Raw genomic sequence first — 24,137 nt, forward strand, 5'->3', positions numbered from 1 at the left:
TAGAATCGCTCCGACCTAATGGACTGAGCATCTATAATGGATTGTTGGCAGCTCAGCTTTGGTTGCAAAGCACTCCACCTAATTGTCGGAAAAAAATTTCCGGTACTGCATCAGAGCGCGATCTCTTTGTTTGCTCAGTAGTGGTTTCTTTTGCAGAGTTTGGGGGCCGACTATGGGTTGAGTTATCGCTGTCATCTTCATCAATCTCAGCTTTGGCCAAGGCATTAATATAAGCTGTTTGCTCCCATCGTCCGGAATCAATTCGGTTAAATACAACGGCAGATCCCATATAACTTGACGGTGTCGTTCCGTGTTTTCTTGGGTAGGCAGAGCTGAAGTCATCTTCTGCTATGACAAGGGTATTACCGCCTTTACTGAGGTGAATGGCAAAACCGAAAAATTCCGCAGCGTTGATGTCGCTGGTTTGCAAATAGCGCAGCTGCTCCTCCAGCTCAGTTGATACCGACACCACAGCAGAATCGGTGAAACCCTGCTCATTGAAAGCACGTAGTTTGTATTGAGCGTTGAGGCGACTGTATAAAGGCACTGTCCAGACCAATGATTCCCGGCCGGGTAAGATATAAGACCCGGCTGAGCTGAAGTCGGCTTGATCATCCGTACGTTCTAATAATTGATAGTGACTGGCGCCATCAACATCGCGCCATTGAAAACGCAGGTTGCGAGCCGATGAAAAGCGCAGATTAATTCTGGGCGCAGCAGGTATTAGCAAAGTCGCAGTATTAGTCTGCTGGGCGGTTTTAAGATGATGGTGCTGTTTCCTGTTTATATAAATCAAGGTGACGATAAAGATGGCGAGTAACGCTGTACCTTTCAAAAGCAGGAATAATAAATCTGAGTAACTCATGTTGATAATCTCAATAAAGCTTGAATGCTTATGACAAAGTCAGATGCAGGCGGTGGAGGACAATCGCAAAATCCCTGCAACTGAACCCCCACCAAAGACTTCCTTGTCGCGGGAATCCCTTCCCGGCTCTATCCCCGACTCTTACGGTTGAGCAACGAACCAGACGTTGCCAACGCCGTGACCGTTGGTATCGCCTTCTTTGCGATCGCCAACCCAGGTGTACAGAGGGCGACCTTTGTAGGTCCACTGTTTGCTGCCGTCGTTACGCTCGATAATGTTAAAGTCACCTTCAGCCATAGCTGCTGGACCGGCAGTAAACGCAGGCCAGTTGTCAGCGCAACCGCCGTTGCAGTTGGACACTTCTGGCGCATCGTTGATAAAGGTGTAGAGCGTCATGCCGTCGCGATTGGCCAGAACAGTACCTTCGCTGGTGCTGACTTCTTTGGCGAATTGGTGATGGTCACCGTAAGCGTCGGTTGCGCAACCGGCTACGGTGACGACGGCAAAAGTGATGACTGCTGCAAAAGTAGCGGCTTTCATTATTGCTTCCTTTTTCGTTGATTGTTGAGCGTCTAGAGTCGCTCTTAATAACGGAGTCCCTGGCTGTATACCTATGATCCTCCAACTCCATGAACCACTGGTTTATGACTCTGTTTGGAGGCAGAGAATGTCTCCCGTGGTTTTAACATCCATCCAGACGACCTAACTGATTCGCCTGGATGCATGGGTTTCAATTTTCTCCAAAATTTTCCATGAGTATTGATTAACTACCTGGCCAGCCTCTTTCATGCAGTGCGATCAAGGTGCTCATCAACATCGTCATTGAGTACCCGGTCGAGCAGATAATTAGCCAGCTCATAAGGGTCGGCGTCAGCACAGGGACGACGGTCAACTAAATAGCCATAGCCTTGTTGTACCACTGGCGTGGGTATGCGAATGGCCGCTGTTCTTTGGGTGATACCGCAGCTGAAATGTTGATCGACGTCGAGTTGGCTGTGGTGGTTTTTGGGTTGCTTACATCGGTTGTCGCTGAGCAGGTGCGAGATCATCTGAATAGCATCCAGGCCACAACGCGGATCCCGGGTATAGCGAGTGGAGAAGCTGGTGTGCAGGTGGGTGTAGCGATGTTCAAAGTGATATTGAATGTCGAGACCTGCTTGCTCAGCCAGGCGAGCCAGCAGAAAACGCGCTATCCATAAATCGTCAGAGGCTTTCAGTGCATCGCACGCTTCGCCTTCAATTCCACGAGGGCCAATCTGAAAGCGCCAGCCGTTGTGAGCGGATTCGCAATGCATGCCATAAAATAACAAAGCGGCATCCAGGCAAGCTTGTGCATGTGCCTCAGCCAATTCAGAAGCAACAGCATCTCTTTGGCTAACGGCGCAATAGTTGGGTTTATTGTTGGCCGGAACTGGATGGGCGGTTTCTTTTGGTATGAGGCGATAGGGCTGCTCAAAACCCAACCAAGGGTCCAGGTTGTTGTTGGCATCGTTCAGCAGGGACCGCAATGGTGCTCGCTTGTTCGATATATGTGTACAACCACCCGCGTCCAAGACTTCGCATAATGCTAAATAGTGCCCAGTGCCGCGCAGCGGGTTGGGATACAGGCGGACAGGCGCCAGAAGGCAGTCGTGATCGTGATTATCTGCTTGCGCGGTAAGGGTGCCATCAAAGGTCCAACGCGGTAGATCGGTCGGCAACAGCGCATCGTTCAAAGCCACAATGCGTGTTTTGCTTCTTAAGCCAGGCGATGGCTCAAAACCATCAATCCAGATGTATTCGATGATGCTTAGCTCGCTCATTGGCGATGGTCCTGATCGTTCCGGCCGGTAGGGAAGATTGTGTGGGCAGTCGGAAACGTCGGGGAACCATGGACCGCACCCGTTCTGCGAGCGGCACTATAGGGTACGACCGTTTGAAAAATCGTTTGAAAAACGAGAAAATTTGGCTCTTATCGTGTGAAAATTCGTGGTATTTATGACAAACAGTCAAAAAACTACGACTGGTTCAAATTTTCACCCCATCGCTTAGCCTTGGAAAGGACACCGTGAAACTGACCCTGAAGACCCTGGGTGAACTCAGTATCGCCTGGGATGACCAGTCGGTCGCCTTGCCATCTTCAAAACGAACCCGCGCTTTGCTTGCTTATCTTGCCCTGACGGCCAGACCGCAACGGCGTGATCGCTTGTGCGAAGTTTTCTGGAAGCTACCGGATGACCCCAGAGGAGCCTTGCGCTGGTCGCTCAGTAAAATTCGCCGTCTGGTCAACCAGCCACAGCATGAACGCCTGGTGGCCGACCGTGAGCGGGTCACTTTGTTGACCGACGATATCGAGATAGATGTTCGTACGCTGGGCCGACAACTCGATGAACCAGAGCTCTCGGTCGATTCCTTGACGACCATCGATCAGCGTTTGCGAGAACCGCTGTTGAACGGGCTGGATTTATCGAATCAGGATCTGTTCCAGCAGTGGCTCTACGCTGAGCGCCAGGAAGTGGTATCACTGCGCGCTAACATCGCGGGCCGTCTGGCCAGTCATGCTGATATCGACCCGACAGGGCAGTTGGCCTGGGCCCGCGCCTGGACTCAGTTGGATCCTTATTGCACTCAGGCGGCGCATCGGTTGCTCGAATTATTGCAGGCCTGCGGGGAAGCGGATGCTTTTCGCAAGACCGTGACTCAGCTCGCGCAGCATTTTCGTAATGCCGGAATCGCCTGGTCGCCCAAGCTTTCGGCGGAGCAGGAAATTGAAGGCTCAGATACTGACCGGGGCGCAACTGAACGCGAATTGCTGGCCCGGCAGAAAATTCAGTTCTGTAGCGCTGCGGACGGCGTACGTATTGCCTATGCATCGGTTGGTGAAGGCCCGCCTATCGTTAAAGCGGCGAACTGGTTGAGTCATTTGGAGCACGACTGGGATGCGCCAATCTGGAGTCCCTTGTTTCGTGACCTGGCCAAAAACCATCGTTTTATTCGCTACGACGAGCGAGGCAATGGTCTGTCGGATTGGCTGGTGGGGGAACTGTCTTTTGATGCCTTTGTCGCTGACCTGGAAACGGTTGTCGAAGCCAGCGGTGAGGATCGTTTTGCGCTGATGGGTATATCCCAGGGTGCCGCCGTTTCTATCGCTTATACGGTCAAGTATCCCGCAAGGGTCAGTCACCTTATCCTGTTTGGCGGTTATGCCAGTGGCTGGCGCATTGGCGCAACGCCAAAGGTTCAGCGTGAGCGTGAAGCGGTGATTACCCTGACCGAGGCGGGTTGGGGCCAGGATAACCCGGCCTATCGGCAAATTTTCTCGTCCACCTTTATGCCCAGCGCCAGCGCCCAGGAGTTGGCTTGGTTTAATGAATTTCAGCGTTTGACAACTTCACCGGAAAACGCGGCCCGTTTCTTGTCCGTCTTTGGTGACATTGATGTGCGCGAGCAACTGGCTCAGGTTCAGGTACCGACCTTGGTCATTCATTCATTGGGCGATCAGCGTATTCCCGTCAGTGTGGGTCGAGATATTGCCGCGGCAATTCCCGGGGCAGAGTTTGTTGGCCTGGAAAGTGATGGCCATTTATTGCTGGGGCGAGAGACTGCTTCGCGGGCTTTTGTCGAAGCGGTACGGAGTTTTATTGCCAACCACTAGCGACTTAGCGGCGCCGGATTAAAATCGGTGGTATCGAACCAAAACCCGAGTTGAATATTATGTTTGCCGATACGCCTAAGCCACCTTATTACGCGGTGATATTTTCATCGCAACTGGCGGATGATCATGCCGGTTATCAATCCATGGCAGAACGCATGCTGCACCTGGCTGCGCAACAGCCTGGCTTTCTAGGCGTTGAATCAGCGCGCGATGATATGGGTATTACGGTGTCTTATTGGTCCAGTCTGGAAGCCATTCGAGCCTGGAAGCAGCACGCCGAGCATCGCCAGGCTCAGCAACAGGGTCGTGATCAGTGGTACCAGGATTTTCGGGTTCGGATTGCACGGGTCGAGCGTGAATACTCGCTATAAGCCGTTTAATTTGCCTGCTTTTATTACCTCCTAACAGTGACAGCTCGGTCGCTGTTATCATCGCCGCCTTTTATTCTGCCTGACGTATTTTATCAACCGAAATAGTTGCGGAAACTCAGCGGGCAATTCGTTTAAACCGTCGATTTGAAGTGGACTGCATCTTGTTGAAGGGCATTAAATCCCAGGGAAAATGAATAGCTCGATTTATTATCGGTAATCAATATTTATTTATTCCAAATAGTGAAAGAGTCACCTTTGTGCGACAAATAAAATCCATTCTATCGTTTGAATAACCGTGTGAATTGAATATTTATGGCCATTATCGTTTGAAAAACCGTGGTATTTTCTAAATGTTTGAGTATAAGTCTGGTCTAATCAGTGGTTTGAGCACTTGCGGTGCACAGGAAATAACGTTGTGAAGCTATTCGTCAAAACCCTGGGTGAATTAGAATTAACTGGCACTTGGGACGACCAAATACTAAAACTCCCCTCATCAAAACGAACGCGTGCGCTGTTGGCCTATCTGGCCATGACGGGTCGGCCGCATCGTCGTGAACGCCTGTGTGAGGTGTTCTGGAAATTGCCGGATGATCCCAGAGGTGCGCTGCGCTGGTCACTCAGTAAAATCAGGGGATTGGTTAATTACGGCGATGTGGAACGCCTGGTAGCAGATCGCGAACGCGTATCACTGCTGATGGATGATATCGAAATTGATGTTCGTTCTTTAGCGCTGCAGATCGACATGCCGACTATCTCAACAACCAGGTTGAAAGAAATAAGCCTGCAATTAAAAGAGCCCTTCCTGGATGGTCTGGACCTGGCTGATCAGGAACTCTATCAGCAATGGCTCAGTAGCGAGCGCCTGGCGGTTAAGAAATTACGCATCAAGGTGTTGTCGTTACTGGCTCAACATCCCAGTCTTGATCAGGTGGAGCAACTGCATTGGGCGCGCTCCTGGGAAGCACTCGACAGCTATAACCCCCTGGCTGCCAACCGCTTGCTGGTGTCGCTGGATAACCTGGGTCTGGAACAGGAACGGCTTAACCTGAGTGAGCGTTTTGCCGAGCGCTTTATGAAAGCCGGGATTCCCTGGGATGGCGCAAACGACAGCGATAACGAGCCAGTTGCTGCCCCTTCACCAGCGCACAAATCGGCACGCGATCTAAGCCCCCGTCAGCGGATAAAATTCTGTACTGCAGCCGACGGCGTGCAGTTGGCGCATATGTCGGTGGGTCAGGGCACGCCGGTGGTCAAGGCCGGCAGTTGGATGAGTAGCCTGGCCAAAGACTGGGACACGCCTACCTGGAGTCCGATCTATCGGGCGCTGGAAGAACAACATCAGTTTATTCGTTACGATCAAAGAGGCTGCGGTTTATCGGATCGCCAGCCCGGACCGTTCCAGTACGAGGATTGGGTAACCGATCTGGAAACCGTTGTTGATGCCAATAATCTGGATCGTTTCGCGTTATTTGGGATGTCACAAGGTGCGGCCATTGCGGTCGATTACGCGGCTCGTCATCCCGAGCGGGTCAGTCATTTGGTGCTGTTTGGTGCTTTTCCGGTGGGTTGGCGCCACGGTAAGAAAGGCGCCATCAATACCGCGCGTGAAACACGAGCCATGATTGAGATGGGCATGGTTGGCTGGGAAAAAGACGATCCGGCGATACTGCGACTGTTGTCGGTGCTGTTTATGCCCACGGCAGATGTCAGTGAGATACTCTGGTTCACCAATTACTTGCGCGAAACCACCAGTCGGGAAATCGCGCGCCGCAGCCTCTATTTGATCGGTGATGTCGATGTTACCGAGCAACTGGCCAAGGTGCAGGCGCCGACGCTGGTGGCCCACTCGCTCGGCGATAAAACGATTCCCGTCAGCGCCGGCCGCGATATTGTCACCGCCGTTCCCAACGCCGAGTTTTGCGCTTTGGAAAGTCAAAACCATATCCTGCTGGGGCGCGAGCCTGCGACCCAGGATTTTATCGATATGTTTCTGGACTTTATCAACCGCTAATCGCCGCTGTCGCCAATCAGTCTGCAGCGCCTTGCTCCCATTGCTCATTATCCTGGCGTTTAACGGTTTTGTGATCGTCTTCGTTAGCGCCCATTTTCCAGTAGCTGGAAATATAGAAATGGCTTTTGGGAATGTCGGCGGTTTCCCGGAAATGCTGGCGCAGGGCGCGCATGGAATTGAACTCACAAGCCGTCCACACCGAGGGTGTGCCATCCAACCAGGGCAACTGCTTGACCGCTTCAACCAGTCGTTGTCCGCTGGGGTCGGCGTTCGCTGCAATGATCCAGTGCAGTTCCACGCCGGTTGGATGTTGTAACGGTTGAATGTCGCTGTTATCGGCGACTTCAATCACCACGTGGCCCCGGGCGTCGTCGGGCAACTGTTCCAGATTGACGCTGATCGCCGGCATCGACGTCATATCGCCAACCAGTAAAAACCAATCCGCCTCGAAGTTGACCATTTTCTTCGGACCCGGGCCACGGATATCGATGCGCTCACCGGGCTGTACGGTTTGTGCCCAGTGAGATGCCAGGCCGGCCGGCTCATGTAGCGCAAAATCGACGTCGATTTCATCATCGCGTTGATGGCGGATGGTGTAGGTGCGCATCAACGGCTTGTCGCTGCCTTCGCGCGGGAACAGAAATTTGAAATAGGCGCTGGCCTGGTCGGCTGGAAAGTCGGTGGCTTTCAGCCCGCCGAGGGTGACGCGTTTCATATGAGGGGTAAGGTCAGTGGTGCGGATAACTTCCAGTTGGCGTTGGGCCGGGGCTGGCATGGTTGAATTCTCCTGTGCAGAACGGACCGGCGTGGCATTGGCAATCATGCGTTGCGCCAGTGACATGAAGTGAGTGAGATCGTCCGGACTCAGTGCCTGAGTCAATTGAGTAACCGCCGACTCTTCGGCTAATTGGAGGCGTTCGCGCAGCGCCGTGCCGGTTTCGCTCAGTTGCAATAACTGGCTGCGCCCATCCCGCGGGTTGTGCTGACTTTCGATGAGATCAGCCGCACGCAAGTCACTGAGCGCCCGGGTAATTTGTGCTTTATCAGCACGCATGGCGCAGGCGATTTCCCGAGCCGTACAGCCAGGCTGGTGAGCGATGCCCTTGAGCACGCGAAGGTGAGTCACCGGCCAGTCGATGCCTGCGCTGCGAATGGAGTCGCGCAGTTGCGAACGGTAGGCGTGCATTAACTGGTGCAGGCTTTCACTGAGCCGGGTTGACATTGTTGAGAATGCTTATCAAATCTATTTGCGACGCATTGTGCTCGTTATAGTTGATAGTGTCAACCAGTCTGGGCTGTCTGGTCAGAGCCGATGGCATGCGCCAATATAAGGCTCCCTGACCACGCCGGATAACGTCTGTGTCCAGACCAGAGATTGCCCAGCTCAATGCGGATGCCCTGGCCGACTACCAGGCGATGCTCAGCGTCTTTGCCACCGCCTTCGATGATGCCGAGTCCTATTTGGCACAGCCGCCGGATGTCGATTATCGCCGTCGTTTGTTGAACAACCCGGGCTTTATCGCTCTGGTGGCGAAGCTGGACGATGAGGTTGTCGGTGCCCTGGCCGCCTACGAACTGGTTAAGTTCGAGCAGGCCCGCAGTGAAATTTATCTGTACGATTTGGCAGTGCTCGCTCCTTACCGCCGGCGCGGCGTTGCCACGGCGTTGATCGGTCACTTGCAGCACCTGGCGGCAGAACGTGGCGCCTGGGTGATCTTTGTGCAGGCCGATACTGAAGCGGAAGACATCCCGGCGATTGCGCTGTACGAGCGGCTGGGCCAGCGCGAGTCGGTGTTGCATTTCGACATTCCGCCGCTTCGTGACTGACCCTGTCGGCCATTACCAATAGATAGAAGGAAGACCATGCTGCCCCGGAAGCCTTTGATCGCTGCCCTCGCAATCTTGCTGCTCAGTGCCTGCGCGGTAAACTCACCGCCACCGCCGATTGCGCAAGACGACCCACTGCCGACCGCCAGCCTGGCCGATGTCGGGCTGTCGAACGAATACCTGCAACAGCTCGATGCCGATCTGGCCGAGGTGGAAAATCACCAACTGCACTCGATCCTTGTCGCTCGTCAGGGCCAACTGGTGTACGAGCGTTATTACAACGGCTACAGCGCCGATACCCCTCATGACTTGCGCTCGGTGACCAAGAGCATCACCGCTCTGTTGACCGGCATGGCGGTGGATGATGGTGCCATCCTGAATATCGATCAGCCGATGATGCGCTACCTGGGTGAGGCCTATCCGCAGGTGGACAACAAAGGTGCCATTACTCTGCGTCATCTGCTGACCATGTCATCCGGTCTGGACTGTGATGACCGCGATCGCCAATCCCGAGGCCAGGAAGACCGTATCTATCGTCAGCGCGACTGGGTCGGTTACTTTCTGGCACTGGATGCCGTCGCCCCGCCGGGCCAACTCAGTGCCTACTGTACCGGCGGTGTTATCGCTCTGGGCCGGGTGATGACCGAAGCGACCGGTCAGCCGGTTGATCAATATGCTCAGCAACGCTTGTTTGCACCTTTGGGGATCCGCAATCTGCGCTGGGCGCGTTTTGATGGTGACACTCAGGTGGATACCGGTGGTCATTTGTTGCTCACACCCAGAGCGCTGATCAAGATCGGTCAGCTGATTTTGCAGCAGGGACAATGGCAGGGCGAGCAACTGATCAGTCCGGCCTGGATCAGCGCCGCCACAACGCCACAGGTGCAAGTCGATGGCACGCCATACGGCTACTTATGGTGGCTGCATGAGGTGGACTATGGTTTGCAGCCGGTACGCGTCATTGCCGCACGTGGCAATGGCGGCCAGACGCTCTTTATCGCCCCTCAGTTCGGTCTGGTGGCGGTGCTCACCGCCGGTTATTACAACAACCCAGACGCCTCGGTCGTTGATCGTATTTTCTTTAACGCCATCCTGCCCTCAGTGCCTGAATTAAAAACGGCGGCGCAGCGCACTGTGCCTGAGGTGACTGAATAACCTGCGGTAACCAACGAAGGAGTCGACGGATGAGTTATCGTTCGCGCATAGACATCTGGCTGGTCGTGGTCTTGGCCGGCGCTTTTATTCTCAGTCTGGTCAGCCTGGTTCCGACGCTGGGAGTAACCCTGGCGGTCTTGCTGGAACTGTTGGTGGTGATGGTGCTGGCACTGTTGCTGTGGCCCTGCGAATACCGCTTGGAGCCAGATCGCTTAAGCATCCGTTCCGGACTGCTTAACTGGCGTCTTCGCTACGCGGACATCCTCAGTGCCGAGCCCAGTTTCGACCCCACCGCGGCGCCGGCGTTGTCGTTAAGGCGCGTCAAAATCCGCACCACAGGCCGTACCTTTTTAGTGTCACCTCAGGATCGGGAAGGCTTTATTGCTGCGCTGATGCAACGCGTCAATCAGGCGCGCTAAGCCCCGGTTCAGCCGCGCATTCGTTAAGCCTGGATTGGTCTAGACTGGAACAGGGATAACCCGGATTCCAAGGAGACGGAATGAAGCGCCTTGTGATTTGGCTGACCTGGCTGTGCGTGGCAAGCAGTGTTTTTTGGGCTGCTCACAGCCAGGCGCAAACAACCTCGTCGCTGACGCTGATGTCGATTGCCGGCCTGCCCAGCGCCGAGTTGGCGAACCGTATTATGTCGGCGGCTTACACCAAACTGGGCATATCGATCGATATTGTGCCGCAGCCGGCAAACCGGGCTTTGTCGATGGCGGTCAGCGGTGAAGCCGATGGCGACATGATGCGCATAGCGGCGCTGGATGGTCGTTACTCAAGCCTGGTGCAGGTGCCTTATCCGTTGCTGCACGGAGAGCTTCGTGCCATTACCCAGGATCCAAGTATTACCCACTGGGACCTGGCGGCCTTAGCCGACAAACGCATCGCCATTCGTCGTGGTGTGGTGATCGCCGAACGTGCCACCGCCGGTCTGAGGGTGACCGCCATTGCCGATTCCGCCCAGTTTATTCCCATGCTTGAGCGTAATCGGGTGGACGTTCTGGTGATATCGAATATTGCCGGTATCGATCCACTGGAAAATGCAGACTGGTCGCAATTGATGGTGCTCGATGAGGTGCTGGCGCACTTTACGCTGCACCACTACCTGCACCGACGGCATGCTGAGCTGGCGCAACCCCTGGCTGATATCCTGGCGCAAATGCAGCTCAGTGGTGAAACCGAAGCCATCACCAGCCAATTTCTCAAGGAGATAGGTCAGCGTGAATCCTGGCTGGAAAGCGCTGGCGTGCGCTGAGTGATTGGCTCAACTCCTCTTAACTCTGCCCAACTTCGCTTGTAATTACACGGCTCAAACGGACAATAACGCTCTGCTTCAGAACCGAGGTCAACGCCATGACGCCACACTGCTTGATTCTGCCCGGGTACGGCAGTTCCGGTCCGCAGCACTGGCAAAGTCGATGGCAGCAGGACACAGGCTTTGAGCGCGTCGAGCAACGCGACTGGTTTCATGCCGAGCGTGCGGCCTGGGTGGCCGCGCTGGATGCCGCCGTGGCTCGCAATGCCGATCGACCGCTGTTGTTGGTAGCGCACAGTCTGGGCTGTCTGACCGTTGCTTTCTGGGCCGCGGAGCATCCGTTGACGGACGTCCATGGCGCTTTACTGGTTGCCCCGCCCGACCCCGAGGGCGCTCACTTCCCCAGCACTATTACCGGTTTTGAACAGCCGCCTCAGCAATGGCTGCCATTCCCAACGACGCTGGTGATGAGCACCGACGATCCTTACGCCCAGCCCGAATTTGCTCAGCAGTGCGCCCGCAACTGGGGCAGCCGTCTGGTTAGTCTGGGCGACTGTGGCCATATTAATCACGACAGCGGTCTGGGAGATTGGCCAGAAGGACGGGCTTTGTTACAGGATTTGATCGACCGTTAAGTGGTCGCCTGATCATCGGAAATGGGTAAATTTTGGGCGTGGTGAGAAAAATCTGCTGATTTCTACAACGATTTGCTCAAATTACCACGGTTGTTAAAACGCTTAATTCAGCGCTTGCCTGAGAGCATAGAGCACTCTCAACCTGGCAAAGGATTAAGCCAATGCAACGCCCGTCTTTATTCGCACTCAGCTGTCTTCGTTATTGCTTAGTGGCCGCTCTGGCCTCAGTCATCTGCGGTTGCGATCGATCAGAGTCGGCCATGCCGACCTTACCGACCCTGTCCCCCAGCGCTGCCGAAACAGTGAAGGTGGCGCAATCCAAATCGGCTCATCTATTGACCACGGTAGGCGATGCCTTTGGCACGGCAGTGGCCATCAGTGCCGACGGTCGTACCCTGGCCATCAGTGCGCCGGGAGAAGACAGTGAGGCGCGCGGCGTCGATGGTGACGAATTCAATAACAAAGCCATTAATTCCGGTGCCGTTTATGTCTATTTCAACACCGGCAGCCGATGGGTTCGTCAGGCTTATCTGAAAGCCAAAGACAGCCAATTGGAAGACCTCTTCGGCAGCGCGCTCAGCCTCAGCGCCGACGGCTCTGTGCTGGCCATCGGTGCCTCGCAAACCGATGGCATGGATGAGCAACTACCCATTGGTGCCGGCGTGAATCAGGGCGCGGTCTATCTGTTTCGACGTAAACAGCAGCACTGGTATCAGGAGGCGCAACTGCAAGCGAGCAACGCCGAGAGCTTTGATGCCTTTGGCTCAGTACTGACCGTCAGTGCCGATGGACAGACGCTGGCCGTTGCCGCCTTGGGAGAAGACGGTTCCGGTGACAGCGCCACGGGAGACGACAACCAGCGTCATAATGCCGGTGCGGTCTATTTGTTTCAGTATCAAAATGATCAATGGCAGCAACGCACCATATTGAAGGGGGCTCCAGCGCAGGAAATGGAAGACTTCGGGCACGCCTTAAGCATCAGCGAACATGGCAAATTACTCGCCATTGGCGCCAATCAACACGATGGTTTTGTCACCGAGAATGGGGTGACGAAGCGACTGCGTAACGCCGGCATGGTGTATCTGTTTGCGCAGCAGACTGACGGCTGGCAACTGCAGAGCAAGCTCAGTGCCCGCTATGCTGACGAACGCGATAACTTCGGTACCGCCGTCAGCCTGAATGCGGATGGCACTCGTCTGGCAATCAGCGCTCAGGGCGAGGCTGGCTCACCGGGTGCCGGTGGCGACGGTCAGGACAACAGCGCGACCAACGCCGGCGCCGTCTATCTCTATGAATTACGCAACGGCCAATGGCAACAACAGGCCTATTTGAAAGCGGCCAACGGCGAAAAAAATGATGGCTTCGGGACGCAATTGCAGTTCAGTGCCAACGGCAAGGTCCTGGCGGTGAGTGCGCAATGGGAAGACAGTTCCGGCAACGCGGACAATAACAATGCGCTGCAATCCGGAGCGGTTTATGTGTTTAATCAGTTGAAAGAAAACTGGAAGCAAACGGCTTACCTGAAAGCCGAGGCACCCGCCGCGCTCGATCAATTTGGCAGCGCCCTCAGTCTCAGCGCCGATGGCAACATCCTGGTCATTGGTGCCGCCGCTGAAGACGCCGGCTTGCTGGAGACGGCACCGGGTTATCATCCTGGTGTGGCGCTGAGTTCCGGCGCGGTCTATCTGTTTCACAAGCCGGTCGAGCAATGGCAGCAAGGCGCTTATTTCAAAGCGACCATGGACAGCGACTTAGGCGACAGCGCGATGGCGGCATACCACTGACAGCGGTGGCGATCAGTGCTTGGTCGCCACCGTAAACAGCACCATGGGCGAACTGTCGGGCACCCAATCGGTTTGCAGCTTAAAACCGCTGTTGCTGATGTCCTGCCTCAGTTCGTCCATATCGAACACCTTAACGATGGGCAACAACCCCAGCTTTTGGCCGATTGGCACCAGGTAACGAAACCAGGCCATTTTCTCACCGATGCAGGCGGTGCTGCTGATAAAGCAACCGCCGGGCTTCAAAATACGATGCACTTCCACCAGGGTTTCCTGGCGGTTCGGCAGCAGATGCAAAATACTCATGCCGAGCACCACATCCACGCTGTTGTCGGCCAGGTTTAAATCAAACAGCGTGCCGCAACGGAAGCTCAGGTTGTCGACACCGGCATCGGCCGCCTGCTGACGGGCAATGGCCAGCATACGTTCGGAGATATCGACAGCACGCAGTCGTTTGACGAAGGGCGCATGAGCGACGGCCGTGGTGCCGGTACCGCAACCAAATTCCACCACCTCGCTGTGCGCGGTGAAATACTCGCGGGTCAGCTCGAGCTTGCGCTGGTAATCGGCTTCACTGGGTACCGGCTGCTTATAGTATTTGTTGGCAATGCGGTCCCAAAAACGATGTGCTTCCATATCGATCAACCTCTGGCATGAAGCTGCAGTATTGGAGAAAAAAGCGACGCTCGCCACTGGCCGATGGTCATCGTCGTAAAGGCCGCCCCTTTGGTCGTTATCTTCGCTACACTGGCCTGCGGTCAAAGCTGTTGGAGATCCCGATGATGCACAAAACGTCCTGGTTGGCGCTGAGCCTGACGGCCTTAACGATGAGTGCTACCGCCGCTCAATGTTTTGACCGTTCCGAACAATCGCATCGTTTTGTGGTCGACAGCCATCTGCATTTCCAGCCCTTCAGCGGCCCGTCGCTGCCCCATGAAGAATTGATCGGATACTTGGAGCGCGCCGGCATTCGCTACGCCAATGTCTACGGTATTGGTCAGACTCGCATCCAGGATTGGGGCTGTTTTCATGGCGGCCCGTGCGATTCCGATACCATCATGCCGACGATGAAAAACGATTTTATTAACGCCAAAAACATGGCCGATCATCCATCGCGCAATGTCGGCCTGACCTTGTCGATGACCTTCCCCGACTTACAGCACCCGGAAACCATCGTCGCTCGTATGGACATTCTTGATGCCGAATTCCCCGGCTTTTTTCAATGGATGGGCGAAGCCAATCTGGTTAAACAAGCGCTCTTTGTTTGGGGCCATGAGCCGGCCACTCTGGAAGACATCGACGCCTGGGCGCCCTTTATGGCCCGACTGCGCGAACGCGATATGCCACTGGCGCTGCATTCGGATTTTGGTAACGACCAGGACCCGCTGAAATACCTGCCGTTAATGCAAGCCGTGTTGGAACGCTACCCAGACAACACCATCGTCTGGATGCACCTGGGAATGTCACGCGAGCAACGCGATATGGAGCCGCGTCAGCACACGCGAATTCTCAGTGAGATGATGGATGAATATCCGAATCTGTGGGTCGATATTTCCTGGAGCGTGCTCTACGACTACTATTTTTCCGAGCCAACCCGCCGGCCGTTTTACGTCGATTTTCTCAACCAATATTCGCAACGCGTGTTAACCGGAACCGATATCGTCGCCTCGGAAAATACCGGCTATTCACAATACGAGCGAGCGCTCGACGCCAACAGCTACATCAACCAGTTTCTGGATGACGACGCCTTTCGCAACATAGCCCTGGGGCAGAATTATTTCGACTTAATGAAACTGGATGAAGTGGCGCCGGCTATCTGTACGGAAGAGGATTAGTACAAACAGCCGGGCAAAAGAAGTGCTGATTAATCGCGGAAATTATTGAACTGCAACGGCAGCTCGATGTCCGACCCTTTCAATAAAGCGATGGCTTCTTGGAGGTCGTCGCGTTTCTTACCATTGACCCGAACCTGATCGCCCTGGATCGACGCCTGAACTTTCAGTTTGTTGTCTTTAATCAGCTTAACGATCTTCTTCGCGGTCGGCTGATCGATACCCTGTTTAAAGGTCAGTGTCAGTGAGAATGTCTTGCCCGAATGCACCGGTTCATCATCAATATCGGCACCGGCGGCGCTGACGTTCTGCTTGGTGCAGGCTTTGCGAAACAGGTCTTCTAACTGGCGGACCTGAAAATCGGATTCGGTCTTCAGAGTCACTTCCAGACCGTTCTGTTCAATGCTGGCTTCGACACCGCGGAAGTCGAAGCGGGTGGCCAGTTCGCGGTTGGCGTTGTCGACGGCGTGGCGCAGAGCGACTTCGTCGGTTTCAGATACGATGTCGAAAGACGGCATGGTGTTCTCGCTGTGATTCAGTCAGTTAAGCAGGGCGCATCATAGCATTAAAGCTTATTCAAAATTCAGTCGCGCCCGGGCATTTTGATTACGCAGCGCATCATCGCGGTTGGCGTAAAGCACAATGGCGGCGGGCGTGACCAGCAACGCCTGACCATCGGCCAGGCCAATATAGCCAGCGCGGTGCTCAGTGACAAAGCGCTCACCGGCCGGTGCCAATTGATGCGCCTCATCCAATTCAACCAAGGCGAGCAGGCCGTTACCGAGCGGATCGTCTGGTGAGGCCGCATCTTTATAAAGCGCCAACGCGCCCTGGCTCAACACCAGCACTGGCCCGCCTTTAAGGTGCACGCGCTCGGCCGGCGCGCCGTTATTCAGCGGCCGGCTTTCCAGTTCAGTGACGATGTCCGAAGTGCCATAAAACAACATAGGCTTGGGTCCTGTCGTTCGGGGCGAGTACCATAGGCCCGCCGCCGCCCACTGACAAGCCGAGCAAGAGACAGAAGATCCATGGCTAAGCTGATTTTTCGCCTGCACAACGTCCCCGACGACGAAGCCGATGACGTACGCCAACTGCTCGATGAACACGGCTTCGAAACTTTTGAAACCAGCGCCGGTCGCTGGCGTATTTCCATGCCCGGCATCTGGCTGATCGACGACAGCCGCAAAGCCGAAGCGCGAGCGGTGATCGAGACCTATCAGCAGGAACGTCAGGTGCGGTTGCGTGGGGAGTACGAGGCGGCGCAACAGGCTGGAGAAGTGCCTTCTATCTGGGACCGTTTCAAAGCCAGTCCGCTGGCCTTTGTGGTGATTATTATCGGTTTGTCGGCGGTCGCCCTGGTGTCCACCGTACCGTTCTTTTCCTTATTGCCCGACTGAATCGCCGCCGTTACGGCCAGGCCGCAAAGGTCGTATCGTCGTGAAACTCCTTGGCGCGCATTTCCCGTCGCCAGGTACCCGGAGCAGCGCCGATCTGGCGCTTAAAAAAGCGATTGAAATAAGCCGGGTCGCGAAAGCCCAAACCGTAAGCCACTTCCGCTACCGACAACGGCGAATGCGCCAATCGCTGGCAGGCTTCGCTGAGCAGTTTGCGTTGTATCAGTGTGCTCGGTGACTGGCCGGCATCGCGTTGCGTTGCTGCTTCCAGGCGTCGTTCGGTGACGCCCATGCTGGCGGCATAGTCGCGCACCTTCCAATGCTCGCGAAAGTGCAACTCCACCAATTGCAGAAAACGTTGATAGACCACTGAACGGGTTTCGCCGGTGGCCGGATAAGGCGGTCGGTCACGGTCGAGGCGGTGCAGGTAAGTGAGCAGCGTCGTCAGTTGCGCCGCTACTACGGATCTGGCCCCTAGGTCGCTTTGGTGAAGTTCGGCACGAATGGAGGCGAAACAAGGCTCAATCAGCGTCCAAAAGCCAGTATCTTCGGGTTGCGCCGCATGGACGGTATCGGCCAGTACGCGGTAGGGCAATTCCGGGTCGAGCCGGCCGGTGACGGCGGGGACCAGCCAATCCTCAGAAACCGACAGCAGCATGCCACGACTGCCAGCCGCAAAGCGCGCCTGCACCATCATGCCTGCGGGCAGCCAGGCCAGCGCCGGTGCTTTGAGCGGTAATTTGGCGCCTTTGAACAGGGCCAGCGCCGACCCCGATTGCAGCAGCATGCACTGGGCAAAATGACGCCATTCCTGACGCGGTGCTGTCCAGGTCAGTTCGGAATGGGGTGAGGCGACTTCGACCACGTCCAGATGGCGCTGGATGGGCGCTGACAGCGGGTTGTCGGTCATGATTTCAGCGTCTGCCGTTTAGTAAGTGCAATTATTTGTCGTAAAAGTACCATACAAAAGCATTTTACTGCCCCGGGCTTTTATCTACCGTTAGCGCCAGAACCGACACACAACTACAACAACGGTCGAGGAGCTAGCTATGTACGAAGTCCCCCTGTGGCTGAACGGTCAGCCAAGCAATGCGCAAAACAACCAGACCTACCAAGTCAAAAACCCCATCAATGGCGAAGTCGTCACCACTGCGGCTGCGGCCACGGTCGCCGATGCTCGTGCGGCGGCAGATGCGGCGGCTGCGGCCTTCCCGGTCTGGTCGCAGAAGACACCGGGCGAGCGACGTGCGGTCTTGCTGCTGGCGGCTGACAAGCTGGCCGCTAAAGCCGAGGAAGCCGGCCAGCGCGTTATGCAGGAAATGGGCGCTACTGGCATGTGGGGTGGGTTTAACATTCACCTGGCGTCGTCGATGTTGCGTGAAGCGGCGGCCATGACCACCCAGATCGACGGCTCCATCATTCCGTCGGATGAAGCGGGCATGATGGCCATGGGCATCCGTCAGCCGGTGGGTGTGGTGCTGGGCATTGCGCCCTGGAATGCGCCCATCATTCTCGGTGTGCGTTCGGTGGCGATGCCGCTGGCCTGCGGCAATTCGGTGGTGTTCAAAGCCTCGGAAATCTGTCCGGCGACGCATCAATTGATCGCCGAAGCGCTGACCGAAGCTGGCCTGCCGGAAGGCACCCTGAATATGATCACCAATGCGCCCGAAGACGCGCCGGAGATCGTAAAAAGCTTGATCGAGCACCCGGCGGTGCGCCGTGTGAACTTCACCGGTTCGACGCGCGTTGGCCGTATCATTGCTGGTTTGTGCGCGGAAAACCTCAAGCCGGTGTTGCTCGAACTCGGTGGCAAAGCGCCGATGGTGGTGCTCGATGACGCCGACGTCGATGCCGCCGTTAACGCCGCTGCCTTTGGTGCCTATATGAACCAGGGGCAGATCTGCATGTCGACCGAGCGCTTGATCGTCACACCCGGCATTGCCGATAAACTGGTCGCCAAGCTGGCCGAAAAAGCGCGCACCATTACCGCGGGTAAACCGGAGGCGGGCAATACCATCCTGGGCGCTGTGGTTAATGAGGCGGCCCTGGAACGGCTCAATCGCCTGATCGACGACGCCAGCCGCAAGGGCGCTGAGGTGTTGGCCGGTGGTCGCAGCGATTCGGTGTTAATGGACGCTACCTTGATCGATAACGTCACCTCCTCGATGCAAATCTACAGCGAAGAATCCTTTGGTCCGGTGCTGTCGATCATGCGCGCTCAGGATGAAGAAGACGCCATTCGCATCGCCAACGACAGCCAGTATGGTTTGTCAGCGGCGGTATTCAGTCAGGACTTCAATAAAGCCATGGCCGTGGCGGGCCGCATCGACAGTGGCATCTGCCACATCAACAGCCCCACCGTTCAGGACCAGGCGCAAATGCCTTTCGGCGGCGTTAAGGCCAGCGGTTATGGTCGCTTTGGCAGTAAGGCGGCGATCAATGAATTTACCGAGCTGCGTTGGGTGACCAATCAGTGGGGTGAGCGGCACTATCCGTTCTAAGGCAGCCTCCAACTAGGGCTTATTAAGCTTTAGAAAGTACGGTTCATTAAAAAAGCCAGGCTGATTAACAGCCTGGCTTTTTTTGTTGGGTAAGGTTTGAACTCATTACCTGATGTTGATTAATCGACCTGGAATTTCCGGGCGATCTGATCAATTCGTCCCGCTACTGTTTTCAACTGACTCATCACATCCTGTACTTCGGTTGCCTTGGCTTTCACCTTCTCCGAAGCCTCGGCCACCATGGCGGTGCGAGCCGACATCTCGGTAGTCACAGACGACTGCTCAGTGGCGCTGGTGGCGATCTGGTGGTTCATTTCCACCAGAGCGTTCATCTGTGCGCTGGCATCGTTCACCATACTTTCAATGCGTGACATCGCCGCCAGCGTTTCCTCACGTTGGGTGCGCGACAACTGCATCTTCTCGACGGTTTCCTTGGCCATGCTATTAAGCCGTTCGAGAATGGTGCTGACGTCGTCGGTGCTGGTTTGAGTGCGTTGCGCCAGTTGGCGAACTTCGTCGGCGACCACCGAGAAACCGCGGCCGTGTTCGCCCGCCCGAGCTGCTTCGATAGCAGCGTTCAGCGCCAGCAAATTGGTTTGCTCAGAAATGCCGTTGATCTCATCCAGGGTGCGCGAAATGCTCTGGATTTCCTGGTCCAGACCGTTGATGGATTCCTCCACCGACTGCGACAGCGCATCCAGTTCACCCAGAGTTGCCTGGGTGGCAACCGACTGTTCATTAATGCCCTGCATCTGTTCCTGAGCCGTTTCCGAGCGACTGCGGGTTTCTTCGGAATGATTGGCAATATCCGCAGCAGTGGCTGCCAGTTCTTCAACGGCGGTGGCGTTAGAGTAAACCGATTCGGCCTGATCGTTACTTTCGCGCGCCATGGAGGTGGCCGATTCGGTGCCCTGATCGGACACCTGACTGATGGTGGCAACATCCTGGTTTAACTGACGAATATCATCGCGTAACTGGCCCAGGAAGGTGTTGAAATCCTGCGCCAATTCATTGAATACATCGATGCCACTGCGCGGCAGTTCGGTGGTTAAATCGCCCTGGCCGGATGCCAGTCGTTTGACCGAACCACCCAAGGCATTCAATGCCCGGTAGATGCCGCGCACCAGCAAGGTGATCAGCCCCAGAATCAACAAGGTGCCCGCACCCATGACGATGGCCGAGGTCGCCATCATGTTGTGGCCTTCATCGACAATGGTGTCGCGAATAGCGCCGGTCAGGGATTCCGCCGAGTCGATATAAAACCCGGTGCCGAGCATCAGGTTCCACTGCTCAACCCAGATGGCATAGGAATATTTGGGTTCGGCAATGTCACCGCCCGGACGTGGGAACAGGTAGGTGAAATAGCCGGTCCCGGCTTTGGCTGCGTCGATCAAGCCTTTGATCAGATAGGTGCCGTTGTCGTCCTGGAGGTTGTAGTAGTTATTGCCAATGCCGCCGCCGGGGTGCAGCAGACGGACGCCTTCACCGTCGTAGCCGAAGATATAACCATCACCTTCATCGAAACTGTAATTACCGAGCATGTCCATGGCGGCGTCACGGCCAGCCAAGCCAGGTTGTTCGAGGTAGGGTTGGATCAGGCCTTCAACGGAATCCATGATCGTTTTCAGCCGCTGGCTTTCAATCTCGATCACAGCCTTGTGGATGTGTTCTGCAGTGTGTTCCTGCAAGGTACGGTTACCAAAGTACTGGGTGCCGATGCCTGCTACCGCCAAAGCGATAACCGGTAACACCGCAATACCGTACAACAAAGCTTTCAACGATAGCTTCATGCTGTGGCGCTCCATTAATTTTGTTGTTTTTAGGAGTATGGTCGAGGCGGACAGAAGTGACACCAATCGACCACTGGTAGATTTTAGAGAACACTAATTTACGAGCTTTCAATGGAATAATAGCGCCAATTCCAGCTCGATTTTGTATGAAAAACGTACAATCACATGACTTAATATAGTCAAGAATTGCCCTCTGTGCTCTTAGCTTAAGATCGTACTCAAGTTTTTCCGACATCAGCCTGTCACCGGCCTGTGTTAGGCTGGTGGTTTGCATCGCTTCAGGAATATCCATGCGCATTCTGACCGACACCCATGCCCACACCGTCGCTTCCGATCACGCCTACAGCACGGTGCACGATTACTTCCGCATCGCCCGCGATAAAGGCCTGCAGTTGTTCAGCATTACCGACCACGCCCCGACCATGCCGGACGGCGCGCACTACTGGCATTTCGGCAATATGAAGGTGATTCCACGGGTGGTGGAAAACGTCGCCATGCTGCGCGGCATCGAAGCCAATATTCTCGAGCCCGACGGTGGGGTCGACATTCCGGAAAAACTGCACGGTTTTCTCGATTTCGCCATTGCCAGTTTTCACGAGCCGGTGTTCTCGCCCGCCGATGAAGCCACCAATACCCGCGCCATGATCAACACCATCGCCAGTGGCCATTGTCAGATCATCGGTCACCCCGGCAACCCGAATTATCCGATCGATGTGGAAGAGGTGATTCGCGCCGCTAAAGACAACAATGTGCTGCTGGAGATCAACAATTCTTCCTTCACGCATTCGCGCCTCGGCAGCGAACCACACTGCCGCCATATTCTGGAAATGATCGATCGCCTCGACTGGAAGGTCTCCTTTGGCTCGGATTCGCACGTCGCCTTTACCGTCGGTGAGTTCGATCAGGCCATCGCCCAGGCCGAAGCGGTTGGCTTTCCGGAGTCGCGCATCGTCACTGCCAACGCGCCGCGGTTTTTGAAGTTTCTCGGTGAACACGGCAAAACGGTGACCAAAGAGCTGGCCGTCTGGGCGGCACAGTTCGACCCGGATTGACGCATATTGACAGAACCGTGGTCGCTGCCTAAGGTAGCGCCTCGGTTGCAGACACCGGCCGCTCGCGGGCGTTAACGCTCTGGTGAAGCTCTGCCTTATCCCATGTTCTCCCCCTGCGCATTCTGTTCGCGAAGGTGGTAATGCGAGCCCCATCTCTCCTGTTCACGAAGACAGAATGCCAGCGCGTGGAGTAACTGCCGTGACTGCTTCAAACCCTCCTACCGGTTCGCCCTTTTTACAGGACGACCTGACTTCTCTTTTTGCCCGCACTGCCTTGCCGATCATCGCCATCATGCTGATGAATGGTTTGCTGACCGTGGTCGATGCCTGGTTTCTCGGTGTCTTTGTCGGCGCCAATGCGCTCGGCGCGGTCACCCTGGTGTTCCCGGCTTTTATGCTGATGGTGGCTTTGTCGAGCCTCATCTCTGCTGGCATGTCGAGCCTGTTGGCGCGGCATCTCGGCGCCGGCCGTGCCCAGCAGGCGCAGGGCGTCTTTGTCGCCGCTCAAGGTCTGGCGTTACTGACCAGTGTGTTTCTGATGCTGCTTTTTGTGCTCTGGGGCGCGGCTTTTACCGAGGCCGCCGCCGAAGGCCGGGCAGAGTTAGCGCAGATGGCGTTGACCTATTTGCGCATCATCGTTTTTACCTCGCCCCTGATGTTCAGTCTGGGCGTGCAAGGCGATGCGTTGCGCAACGAAGGTCGCGCCGGCTGGATGGCGCTGATGGGCCTGGTCGTCACTCTCGCCAATATGCTGTTTAACTTCGTGTTGATCGTGGTGTTTGATCTCGGTGTCGCAGGTTCGGCTTATGGCACCGCAGCAGCGCAATGTCTGGCGCTGAGTCTGATTTTCGGTTTGCGCTGGAGTGGTAAAACCCGGTTGCGGCTGCAACTGCGCACCGGCTTCGCGCAAACGGCAGAATTGCTGCGCAGTTGGCGCGATATCCTCACTCTCGGCGCGCCACCAAGCCTGGCGTTTTTCGGTATGGCGCTGATTTCGGCGGCCATCATTACCTCGCTCAATGCTTTTAATACGCCGAACTATGCCGCAACGGTGTCGGCCTACGGCATCGTCACTCGGCTGATGACGCTGTGCTTTATGCCGATGCTGGGGTTGTCGCACGCCTTGCAAACTATCTGTGGCCACAATCATGGTGCCCAGCTGTGGCAGCGCAGTGACGATGGCTTGCGCCTGGGTTTGGGTGTCGCCCTTTGTTACGGCCTGGTGGTGGAATTGACGCTGGTGTTTTTCGCCGAGCCAATCGGCCGCTTGTTTGTTGATGATGCGTTGGTCGTTGCTGAAGTCGGTCGCATTCTGCCGATGATGGTGGCGCTGTATTTTCTGTCCGGTCCGATGTTGATCCTGGGCGCTTATTTCCAATCACTCGGCGATGCTGGGCGTGCCGCTCTGTTCAGTCTGACCCGGCCCTATCTGCTGACCTTGCCGCTATTGCTGCTATTGCCATTGCTGCTCGGTGAACGCGGTATCTGGTTGGCGATGCCGACCGCCGAAGGTTTGATGCTGCTGATTGCGCTGCTGGTGTTGGCGCAGACTGAACGCCGCCTTGGGCTGCGTCGTGGTCTGTTTCAGGCCGGTCGGTCATGAGCGAGCCCTTACCGACGCTGGCGCAGATTAAGGCGCAGGCCAAACGTCTGCGTCAGTTGATGGCCGCTGAGGGTGTGGACATTGGTCACAGCCAGGCGTTGGAATTAATCGCCAAAGATCATGGTTATCGCGATTGGAATACGCTCAGCGCCGAGCTGAAAAACACCCAGCCTCCGGTCGCTGTCGGCGAGTGGGTGAATGGTCACTATCAGGGGCAGCCGTTTCGTGCCGAGGTGCGTTCGGTCGAGATGGAGCGGCTGGGTTATTGGCGGCTGCGTCTGCAATTGGAACAGCCGTTGGATGTGGTGACGTCGCCCCGATTTTCCGCCTTACGGCGTCATCTGATGGCGACCGTCGATGATCGGGGTATCACCTCGGAACGCCTGTCCAGTGGTGAACCCTTGTTGCGTTTGCAGCTACCGGACTGA

Annotated in this window: 25 protein-coding genes; 15 read left to right on the forward strand and 10 right to left on the reverse strand. The window is 55.7% G+C overall.

What is annotated here, in order from left to right:
- Positions 1 to 52 precede the first annotated feature (52 nt).
- The 3 genes from ABMA60_RS15130 to ABMA60_RS15140 all read right to left on the reverse strand — a co-directional run bounded on the left by ABMA60_RS15130 (position 53) and on the right by ABMA60_RS15140 (position 2,667).
- Positions 53 to 865 (reverse strand): hypothetical protein, encoded by an 813-nt coding sequence (locus tag ABMA60_RS15130; protein ID WP_392804661.1) that lies wholly within the window; start codon positions 863 to 865, stop codon positions 53 to 55.
- A gap of 141 nt (positions 866 to 1,006) precedes the next feature.
- Positions 1,007 to 1,405 (reverse strand): hypothetical protein, encoded by a 399-nt coding sequence (locus tag ABMA60_RS15135; protein WP_392804663.1) that lies wholly within the window; start codon positions 1,403 to 1,405, stop codon positions 1,007 to 1,009.
- 245 nt (positions 1,406 to 1,650) lie between these two features.
- Positions 1,651 to 2,667 carry a hypothetical protein gene (locus ABMA60_RS15140; RefSeq protein WP_392804665.1) on the reverse strand — a complete coding sequence of 339 codons (1,017 nt, stop codon included), beginning with the start codon at positions 2,665 to 2,667 and terminating at the stop codon, positions 1,651 to 1,653.
- A 245-nt stretch (positions 2,668 to 2,912) separates the two neighbouring features.
- Here ABMA60_RS15140 and ABMA60_RS15145 point away from each other — a divergent pair, with 245 nt between their 5' ends.
- The 3 genes from ABMA60_RS15145 to ABMA60_RS15155 all read left to right on the forward strand — a co-directional run bounded on the left by ABMA60_RS15145 (position 2,913) and on the right by ABMA60_RS15155 (position 6,881).
- Positions 2,913 to 4,499: an alpha/beta fold hydrolase gene (locus tag ABMA60_RS15145; RefSeq protein ID WP_392804668.1), complete on the forward strand. Its 1,587-nt coding sequence runs from the start codon at positions 2,913 to 2,915 to the stop codon at positions 4,497 to 4,499.
- A 59-nt stretch (positions 4,500 to 4,558) separates the two neighbouring features.
- Positions 4,559 to 4,870 carry an antibiotic biosynthesis monooxygenase family protein gene (locus ABMA60_RS15150; protein ID WP_392804670.1) on the forward strand — a complete coding sequence of 104 codons (312 nt, stop codon included), beginning with the start codon at positions 4,559 to 4,561 and terminating at the stop codon, positions 4,868 to 4,870.
- A 415-nt stretch (positions 4,871 to 5,285) separates the two neighbouring features.
- The gene (locus ABMA60_RS15155) at positions 5,286 to 6,881 is read left to right on the forward strand and encodes an alpha/beta fold hydrolase (protein WP_392804673.1); all 1,596 of its coding nucleotides are present in this window, start codon (positions 5,286 to 5,288) and stop codon (positions 6,879 to 6,881) included.
- 16 nt (positions 6,882 to 6,897) lie between these two features.
- Here the strand turns inward: ABMA60_RS15155 and ABMA60_RS15160 are convergent, their stop codons facing one another.
- Positions 6,898 to 8,103 (reverse strand): SIP domain-containing protein, encoded by a 1,206-nt coding sequence (locus ABMA60_RS15160; RefSeq protein ID WP_392804676.1) that lies wholly within the window; start codon positions 8,101 to 8,103, stop codon positions 6,898 to 6,900.
- Between the two features lie 137 nt (positions 8,104 to 8,240).
- On the opposite strand from ABMA60_RS15160, the gene ABMA60_RS15165 reads away from it, so the two are divergent.
- The 6 genes from ABMA60_RS15165 to ABMA60_RS15190 all read left to right on the forward strand — a co-directional run bounded on the left by ABMA60_RS15165 (position 8,241) and on the right by ABMA60_RS15190 (position 13,540).
- On the forward strand, positions 8,241 to 8,708 hold the full coding sequence (locus ABMA60_RS15165) for an AAC(3)-I family aminoglycoside N-acetyltransferase (RefSeq protein WP_392804679.1): 468 nt from the start codon (positions 8,241 to 8,243) through the stop codon (positions 8,706 to 8,708).
- Positions 8,709 to 8,762: 54 nt separating this feature from the next.
- On the forward strand, positions 8,763 to 9,863 hold the full coding sequence (locus ABMA60_RS15170) for a serine hydrolase domain-containing protein (RefSeq protein WP_392804683.1): 1,101 nt from the start codon (positions 8,763 to 8,765) through the stop codon (positions 9,861 to 9,863).
- A 29-nt stretch (positions 9,864 to 9,892) separates the two neighbouring features.
- The gene (locus tag ABMA60_RS15175) at positions 9,893 to 10,282 is read left to right on the forward strand and encodes a PH domain-containing protein (protein ID WP_392804686.1); all 390 of its coding nucleotides are present in this window, start codon (positions 9,893 to 9,895) and stop codon (positions 10,280 to 10,282) included.
- A gap of 80 nt (positions 10,283 to 10,362) precedes the next feature.
- On the forward strand, positions 10,363 to 11,121 hold the full coding sequence (locus ABMA60_RS15180) for a substrate-binding periplasmic protein (RefSeq protein WP_392804688.1): 759 nt from the start codon (positions 10,363 to 10,365) through the stop codon (positions 11,119 to 11,121).
- Between the two features lie 98 nt (positions 11,122 to 11,219).
- The gene (locus ABMA60_RS15185; RefSeq protein WP_392804691.1) at positions 11,220 to 11,756 is read left to right on the forward strand and encodes an RBBP9/YdeN family alpha/beta hydrolase; all 537 of its coding nucleotides are present in this window, start codon (positions 11,220 to 11,222) and stop codon (positions 11,754 to 11,756) included.
- 260 nt (positions 11,757 to 12,016) lie between these two features.
- Entirely contained in the window at positions 12,017 to 13,540 is a 1,524-nt protein-coding gene (locus ABMA60_RS15190; RefSeq protein ID WP_392804694.1) for a hypothetical protein, read from the forward strand.
- Positions 13,541 to 13,552: 12 nt separating this feature from the next.
- Here the strand turns inward: ABMA60_RS15190 and ABMA60_RS15195 are convergent, their stop codons facing one another.
- A complete protein-coding gene (locus tag ABMA60_RS15195; protein WP_392804697.1) occupies positions 13,553 to 14,173 on the reverse strand; it encodes a class I SAM-dependent methyltransferase in 621 nt (206 codons plus the stop codon).
- Positions 14,174 to 14,316: 143 nt separating this feature from the next.
- On the opposite strand from ABMA60_RS15195, the gene ABMA60_RS15200 reads away from it, so the two are divergent.
- Positions 14,317 to 15,372, forward strand: a complete 1,056-nt coding sequence (locus ABMA60_RS15200) for an amidohydrolase family protein (RefSeq protein WP_392804700.1) — start codon at positions 14,317 to 14,319, stop codon at positions 15,370 to 15,372.
- 29 nt (positions 15,373 to 15,401) lie between these two features.
- On the opposite strand, the gene ABMA60_RS15205 is transcribed toward ABMA60_RS15200, so the two are convergent.
- Together ABMA60_RS15205 and ABMA60_RS15210 are read right to left on the reverse strand one after the other, a co-directional pair.
- Positions 15,402 to 15,887 carry a YajQ family cyclic di-GMP-binding protein gene (locus ABMA60_RS15205; RefSeq protein ID WP_392804703.1) on the reverse strand — a complete coding sequence of 162 codons (486 nt, stop codon included), beginning with the start codon at positions 15,885 to 15,887 and terminating at the stop codon, positions 15,402 to 15,404.
- 54 nt (positions 15,888 to 15,941) lie between these two features.
- Positions 15,942 to 16,316, reverse strand: a complete 375-nt coding sequence (locus tag ABMA60_RS15210) for a hypothetical protein (RefSeq protein WP_392804705.1) — start codon at positions 16,314 to 16,316, stop codon at positions 15,942 to 15,944.
- Between the two features lie 81 nt (positions 16,317 to 16,397).
- On the opposite strand from ABMA60_RS15210, the gene ABMA60_RS15215 reads away from it, so the two are divergent.
- Positions 16,398 to 16,766: a DUF6164 family protein gene (locus tag ABMA60_RS15215; RefSeq protein ID WP_392804708.1), complete on the forward strand. Its 369-nt coding sequence runs from the start codon at positions 16,398 to 16,400 to the stop codon at positions 16,764 to 16,766.
- Positions 16,767 to 16,776: 10 nt separating this feature from the next.
- On the opposite strand, the gene ABMA60_RS15220 is transcribed toward ABMA60_RS15215, so the two are convergent.
- On the reverse strand, positions 16,777 to 17,673 hold the full coding sequence (locus tag ABMA60_RS15220; protein ID WP_392804710.1) for a helix-turn-helix domain-containing protein: 897 nt from the start codon (positions 17,671 to 17,673) through the stop codon (positions 16,777 to 16,779).
- A 139-nt stretch (positions 17,674 to 17,812) separates the two neighbouring features.
- Between ABMA60_RS15220 and ABMA60_RS15225 the strand changes: the two genes are divergently transcribed.
- Entirely contained in the window at positions 17,813 to 19,264 is a 1,452-nt protein-coding gene (locus ABMA60_RS15225) for an aldehyde dehydrogenase (RefSeq protein WP_392804712.1), read from the forward strand.
- 119 nt (positions 19,265 to 19,383) lie between these two features.
- On the opposite strand, the gene ABMA60_RS15230 is transcribed toward ABMA60_RS15225, so the two are convergent.
- Entirely contained in the window at positions 19,384 to 21,054 is a 1,671-nt protein-coding gene (locus ABMA60_RS15230; protein WP_392804715.1) for a methyl-accepting chemotaxis protein, read from the reverse strand.
- Positions 20,960 to 21,346, reverse strand: coding sequence for a hypothetical protein (locus ABMA60_RS15235; RefSeq protein ID WP_392804717.1), 387 nt, complete (start codon positions 21,344 to 21,346; stop codon positions 20,960 to 20,962). Before ABMA60_RS15235 ends, ABMA60_RS15230 begins: the two co-directional genes overlap by 95 nt.
- On the opposite strand from ABMA60_RS15235, the gene ABMA60_RS15240 reads away from it, so the two are divergent.
- The 3 genes from ABMA60_RS15240 (at position 21,345) to ABMA60_RS15250 (ending at position 24,137) form a co-directional block, all read left to right on the forward strand.
- Positions 21,345 to 22,106 carry a phosphatase gene (locus tag ABMA60_RS15240; RefSeq protein WP_392804718.1) on the forward strand — a complete coding sequence of 254 codons (762 nt, stop codon included), beginning with the start codon at positions 21,345 to 21,347 and terminating at the stop codon, positions 22,104 to 22,106. The two genes, ABMA60_RS15235 and ABMA60_RS15240, sit on opposite strands and share 2 nt — an antisense overlap.
- Positions 22,107 to 22,305: 199 nt before the next feature.
- Positions 22,306 to 23,709, forward strand: coding sequence for an MATE family efflux transporter (locus tag ABMA60_RS15245; RefSeq protein ID WP_392804720.1), 1,404 nt, complete (start codon positions 22,306 to 22,308; stop codon positions 23,707 to 23,709).
- A complete protein-coding gene (locus ABMA60_RS15250; RefSeq protein WP_392804724.1) occupies positions 23,706 to 24,137 on the forward strand; it encodes a glyoxalase superfamily protein in 432 nt (143 codons plus the stop codon). The genes ABMA60_RS15245 and ABMA60_RS15250 overlap by 4 nt, the downstream gene beginning before the upstream one ends.

This window comes from Saccharospirillum sp. HFRX-2, from assembly GCF_043196805.1.
In the GTDB taxonomy this organism is placed as follows: Bacteria; Pseudomonadota; Gammaproteobacteria; order Pseudomonadales; family Natronospirillaceae; genus Saccharospirillum.

Bases quoted from the DNA above. Each gene is read 5' to 3' on its own strand.
- ABMA60_RS15200 (WP_392804700.1), top strand. From the start codon at position 14,317: ATGATGCACAAAACGTCCTGGTTGGCGCTGAGCCTGACGGCCTTAACG.
- ABMA60_RS15195 (WP_392804697.1), bottom strand. From the start codon at position 14,173: ATGGAAGCACATCGTTTTTGGGACCGCATTGCCAACAAATACTATAAG.
- ABMA60_RS15160 (WP_392804676.1), bottom strand. From the start codon at position 8,103: ATGTCAACCCGGCTCAGTGAAAGCCTGCACCAGTTAATGCACGCCTAC.
- ABMA60_RS15140 (WP_392804665.1), bottom strand. From the start codon at position 2,667: ATGAGCGAGCTAAGCATCATCGAATACATCTGGATTGATGGTTTTGAG.
- ABMA60_RS15225 (WP_392804712.1), top strand. From the start codon at position 17,813: ATGTACGAAGTCCCCCTGTGGCTGAACGGTCAGCCAAGCAATGCGCAA.
- ABMA60_RS15185 (WP_392804691.1), top strand. From the start codon at position 11,220: ATGACGCCACACTGCTTGATTCTGCCCGGGTACGGCAGTTCCGGTCCG.
- ABMA60_RS15205 (WP_392804703.1), bottom strand. From the start codon at position 15,887: ATGCCGTCTTTCGACATCGTATCTGAAACCGACGAAGTCGCTCTGCGC.
- ABMA60_RS15250 (WP_392804724.1), top strand. From the start codon at position 23,706: ATGAGCGAGCCCTTACCGACGCTGGCGCAGATTAAGGCGCAGGCCAAA.
- ABMA60_RS15240 (WP_392804718.1), top strand. From the start codon at position 21,345: ATGCGCATTCTGACCGACACCCATGCCCACACCGTCGCTTCCGATCAC.
- ABMA60_RS15180 (WP_392804688.1), top strand. From the start codon at position 10,363: ATGAAGCGCCTTGTGATTTGGCTGACCTGGCTGTGCGTGGCAAGCAGT.
- ABMA60_RS15230 (WP_392804715.1), bottom strand. From the start codon at position 21,054: ATGAAGCTATCGTTGAAAGCTTTGTTGTACGGTATTGCGGTGTTACCG.
- ABMA60_RS15130 (WP_392804661.1), bottom strand. From the start codon at position 865: ATGAGTTACTCAGATTTATTATTCCTGCTTTTGAAAGGTACAGCGTTA.
- ABMA60_RS15190 (WP_392804694.1), top strand. From the start codon at position 12,017: ATGCCGACCTTACCGACCCTGTCCCCCAGCGCTGCCGAAACAGTGAAG.
- ABMA60_RS15215 (WP_392804708.1), top strand. From the start codon at position 16,398: ATGGCTAAGCTGATTTTTCGCCTGCACAACGTCCCCGACGACGAAGCC.
- ABMA60_RS15235 (WP_392804717.1), bottom strand. From the start codon at position 21,346: ATGGATATTCCTGAAGCGATGCAAACCACCAGCCTAACACAGGCCGGT.
- ABMA60_RS15175 (WP_392804686.1), top strand. From the start codon at position 9,893: ATGAGTTATCGTTCGCGCATAGACATCTGGCTGGTCGTGGTCTTGGCC.
- ABMA60_RS15150 (WP_392804670.1), top strand. From the start codon at position 4,559: ATGTTTGCCGATACGCCTAAGCCACCTTATTACGCGGTGATATTTTCA.
- ABMA60_RS15220 (WP_392804710.1), bottom strand. From the start codon at position 17,673: ATGACCGACAACCCGCTGTCAGCGCCCATCCAGCGCCATCTGGACGTG.
- ABMA60_RS15135 (WP_392804663.1), bottom strand. From the start codon at position 1,405: ATGAAAGCCGCTACTTTTGCAGCAGTCATCACTTTTGCCGTCGTCACC.
- ABMA60_RS15210 (WP_392804705.1), bottom strand. From the start codon at position 16,316: ATGTTGTTTTATGGCACTTCGGACATCGTCACTGAACTGGAAAGCCGG.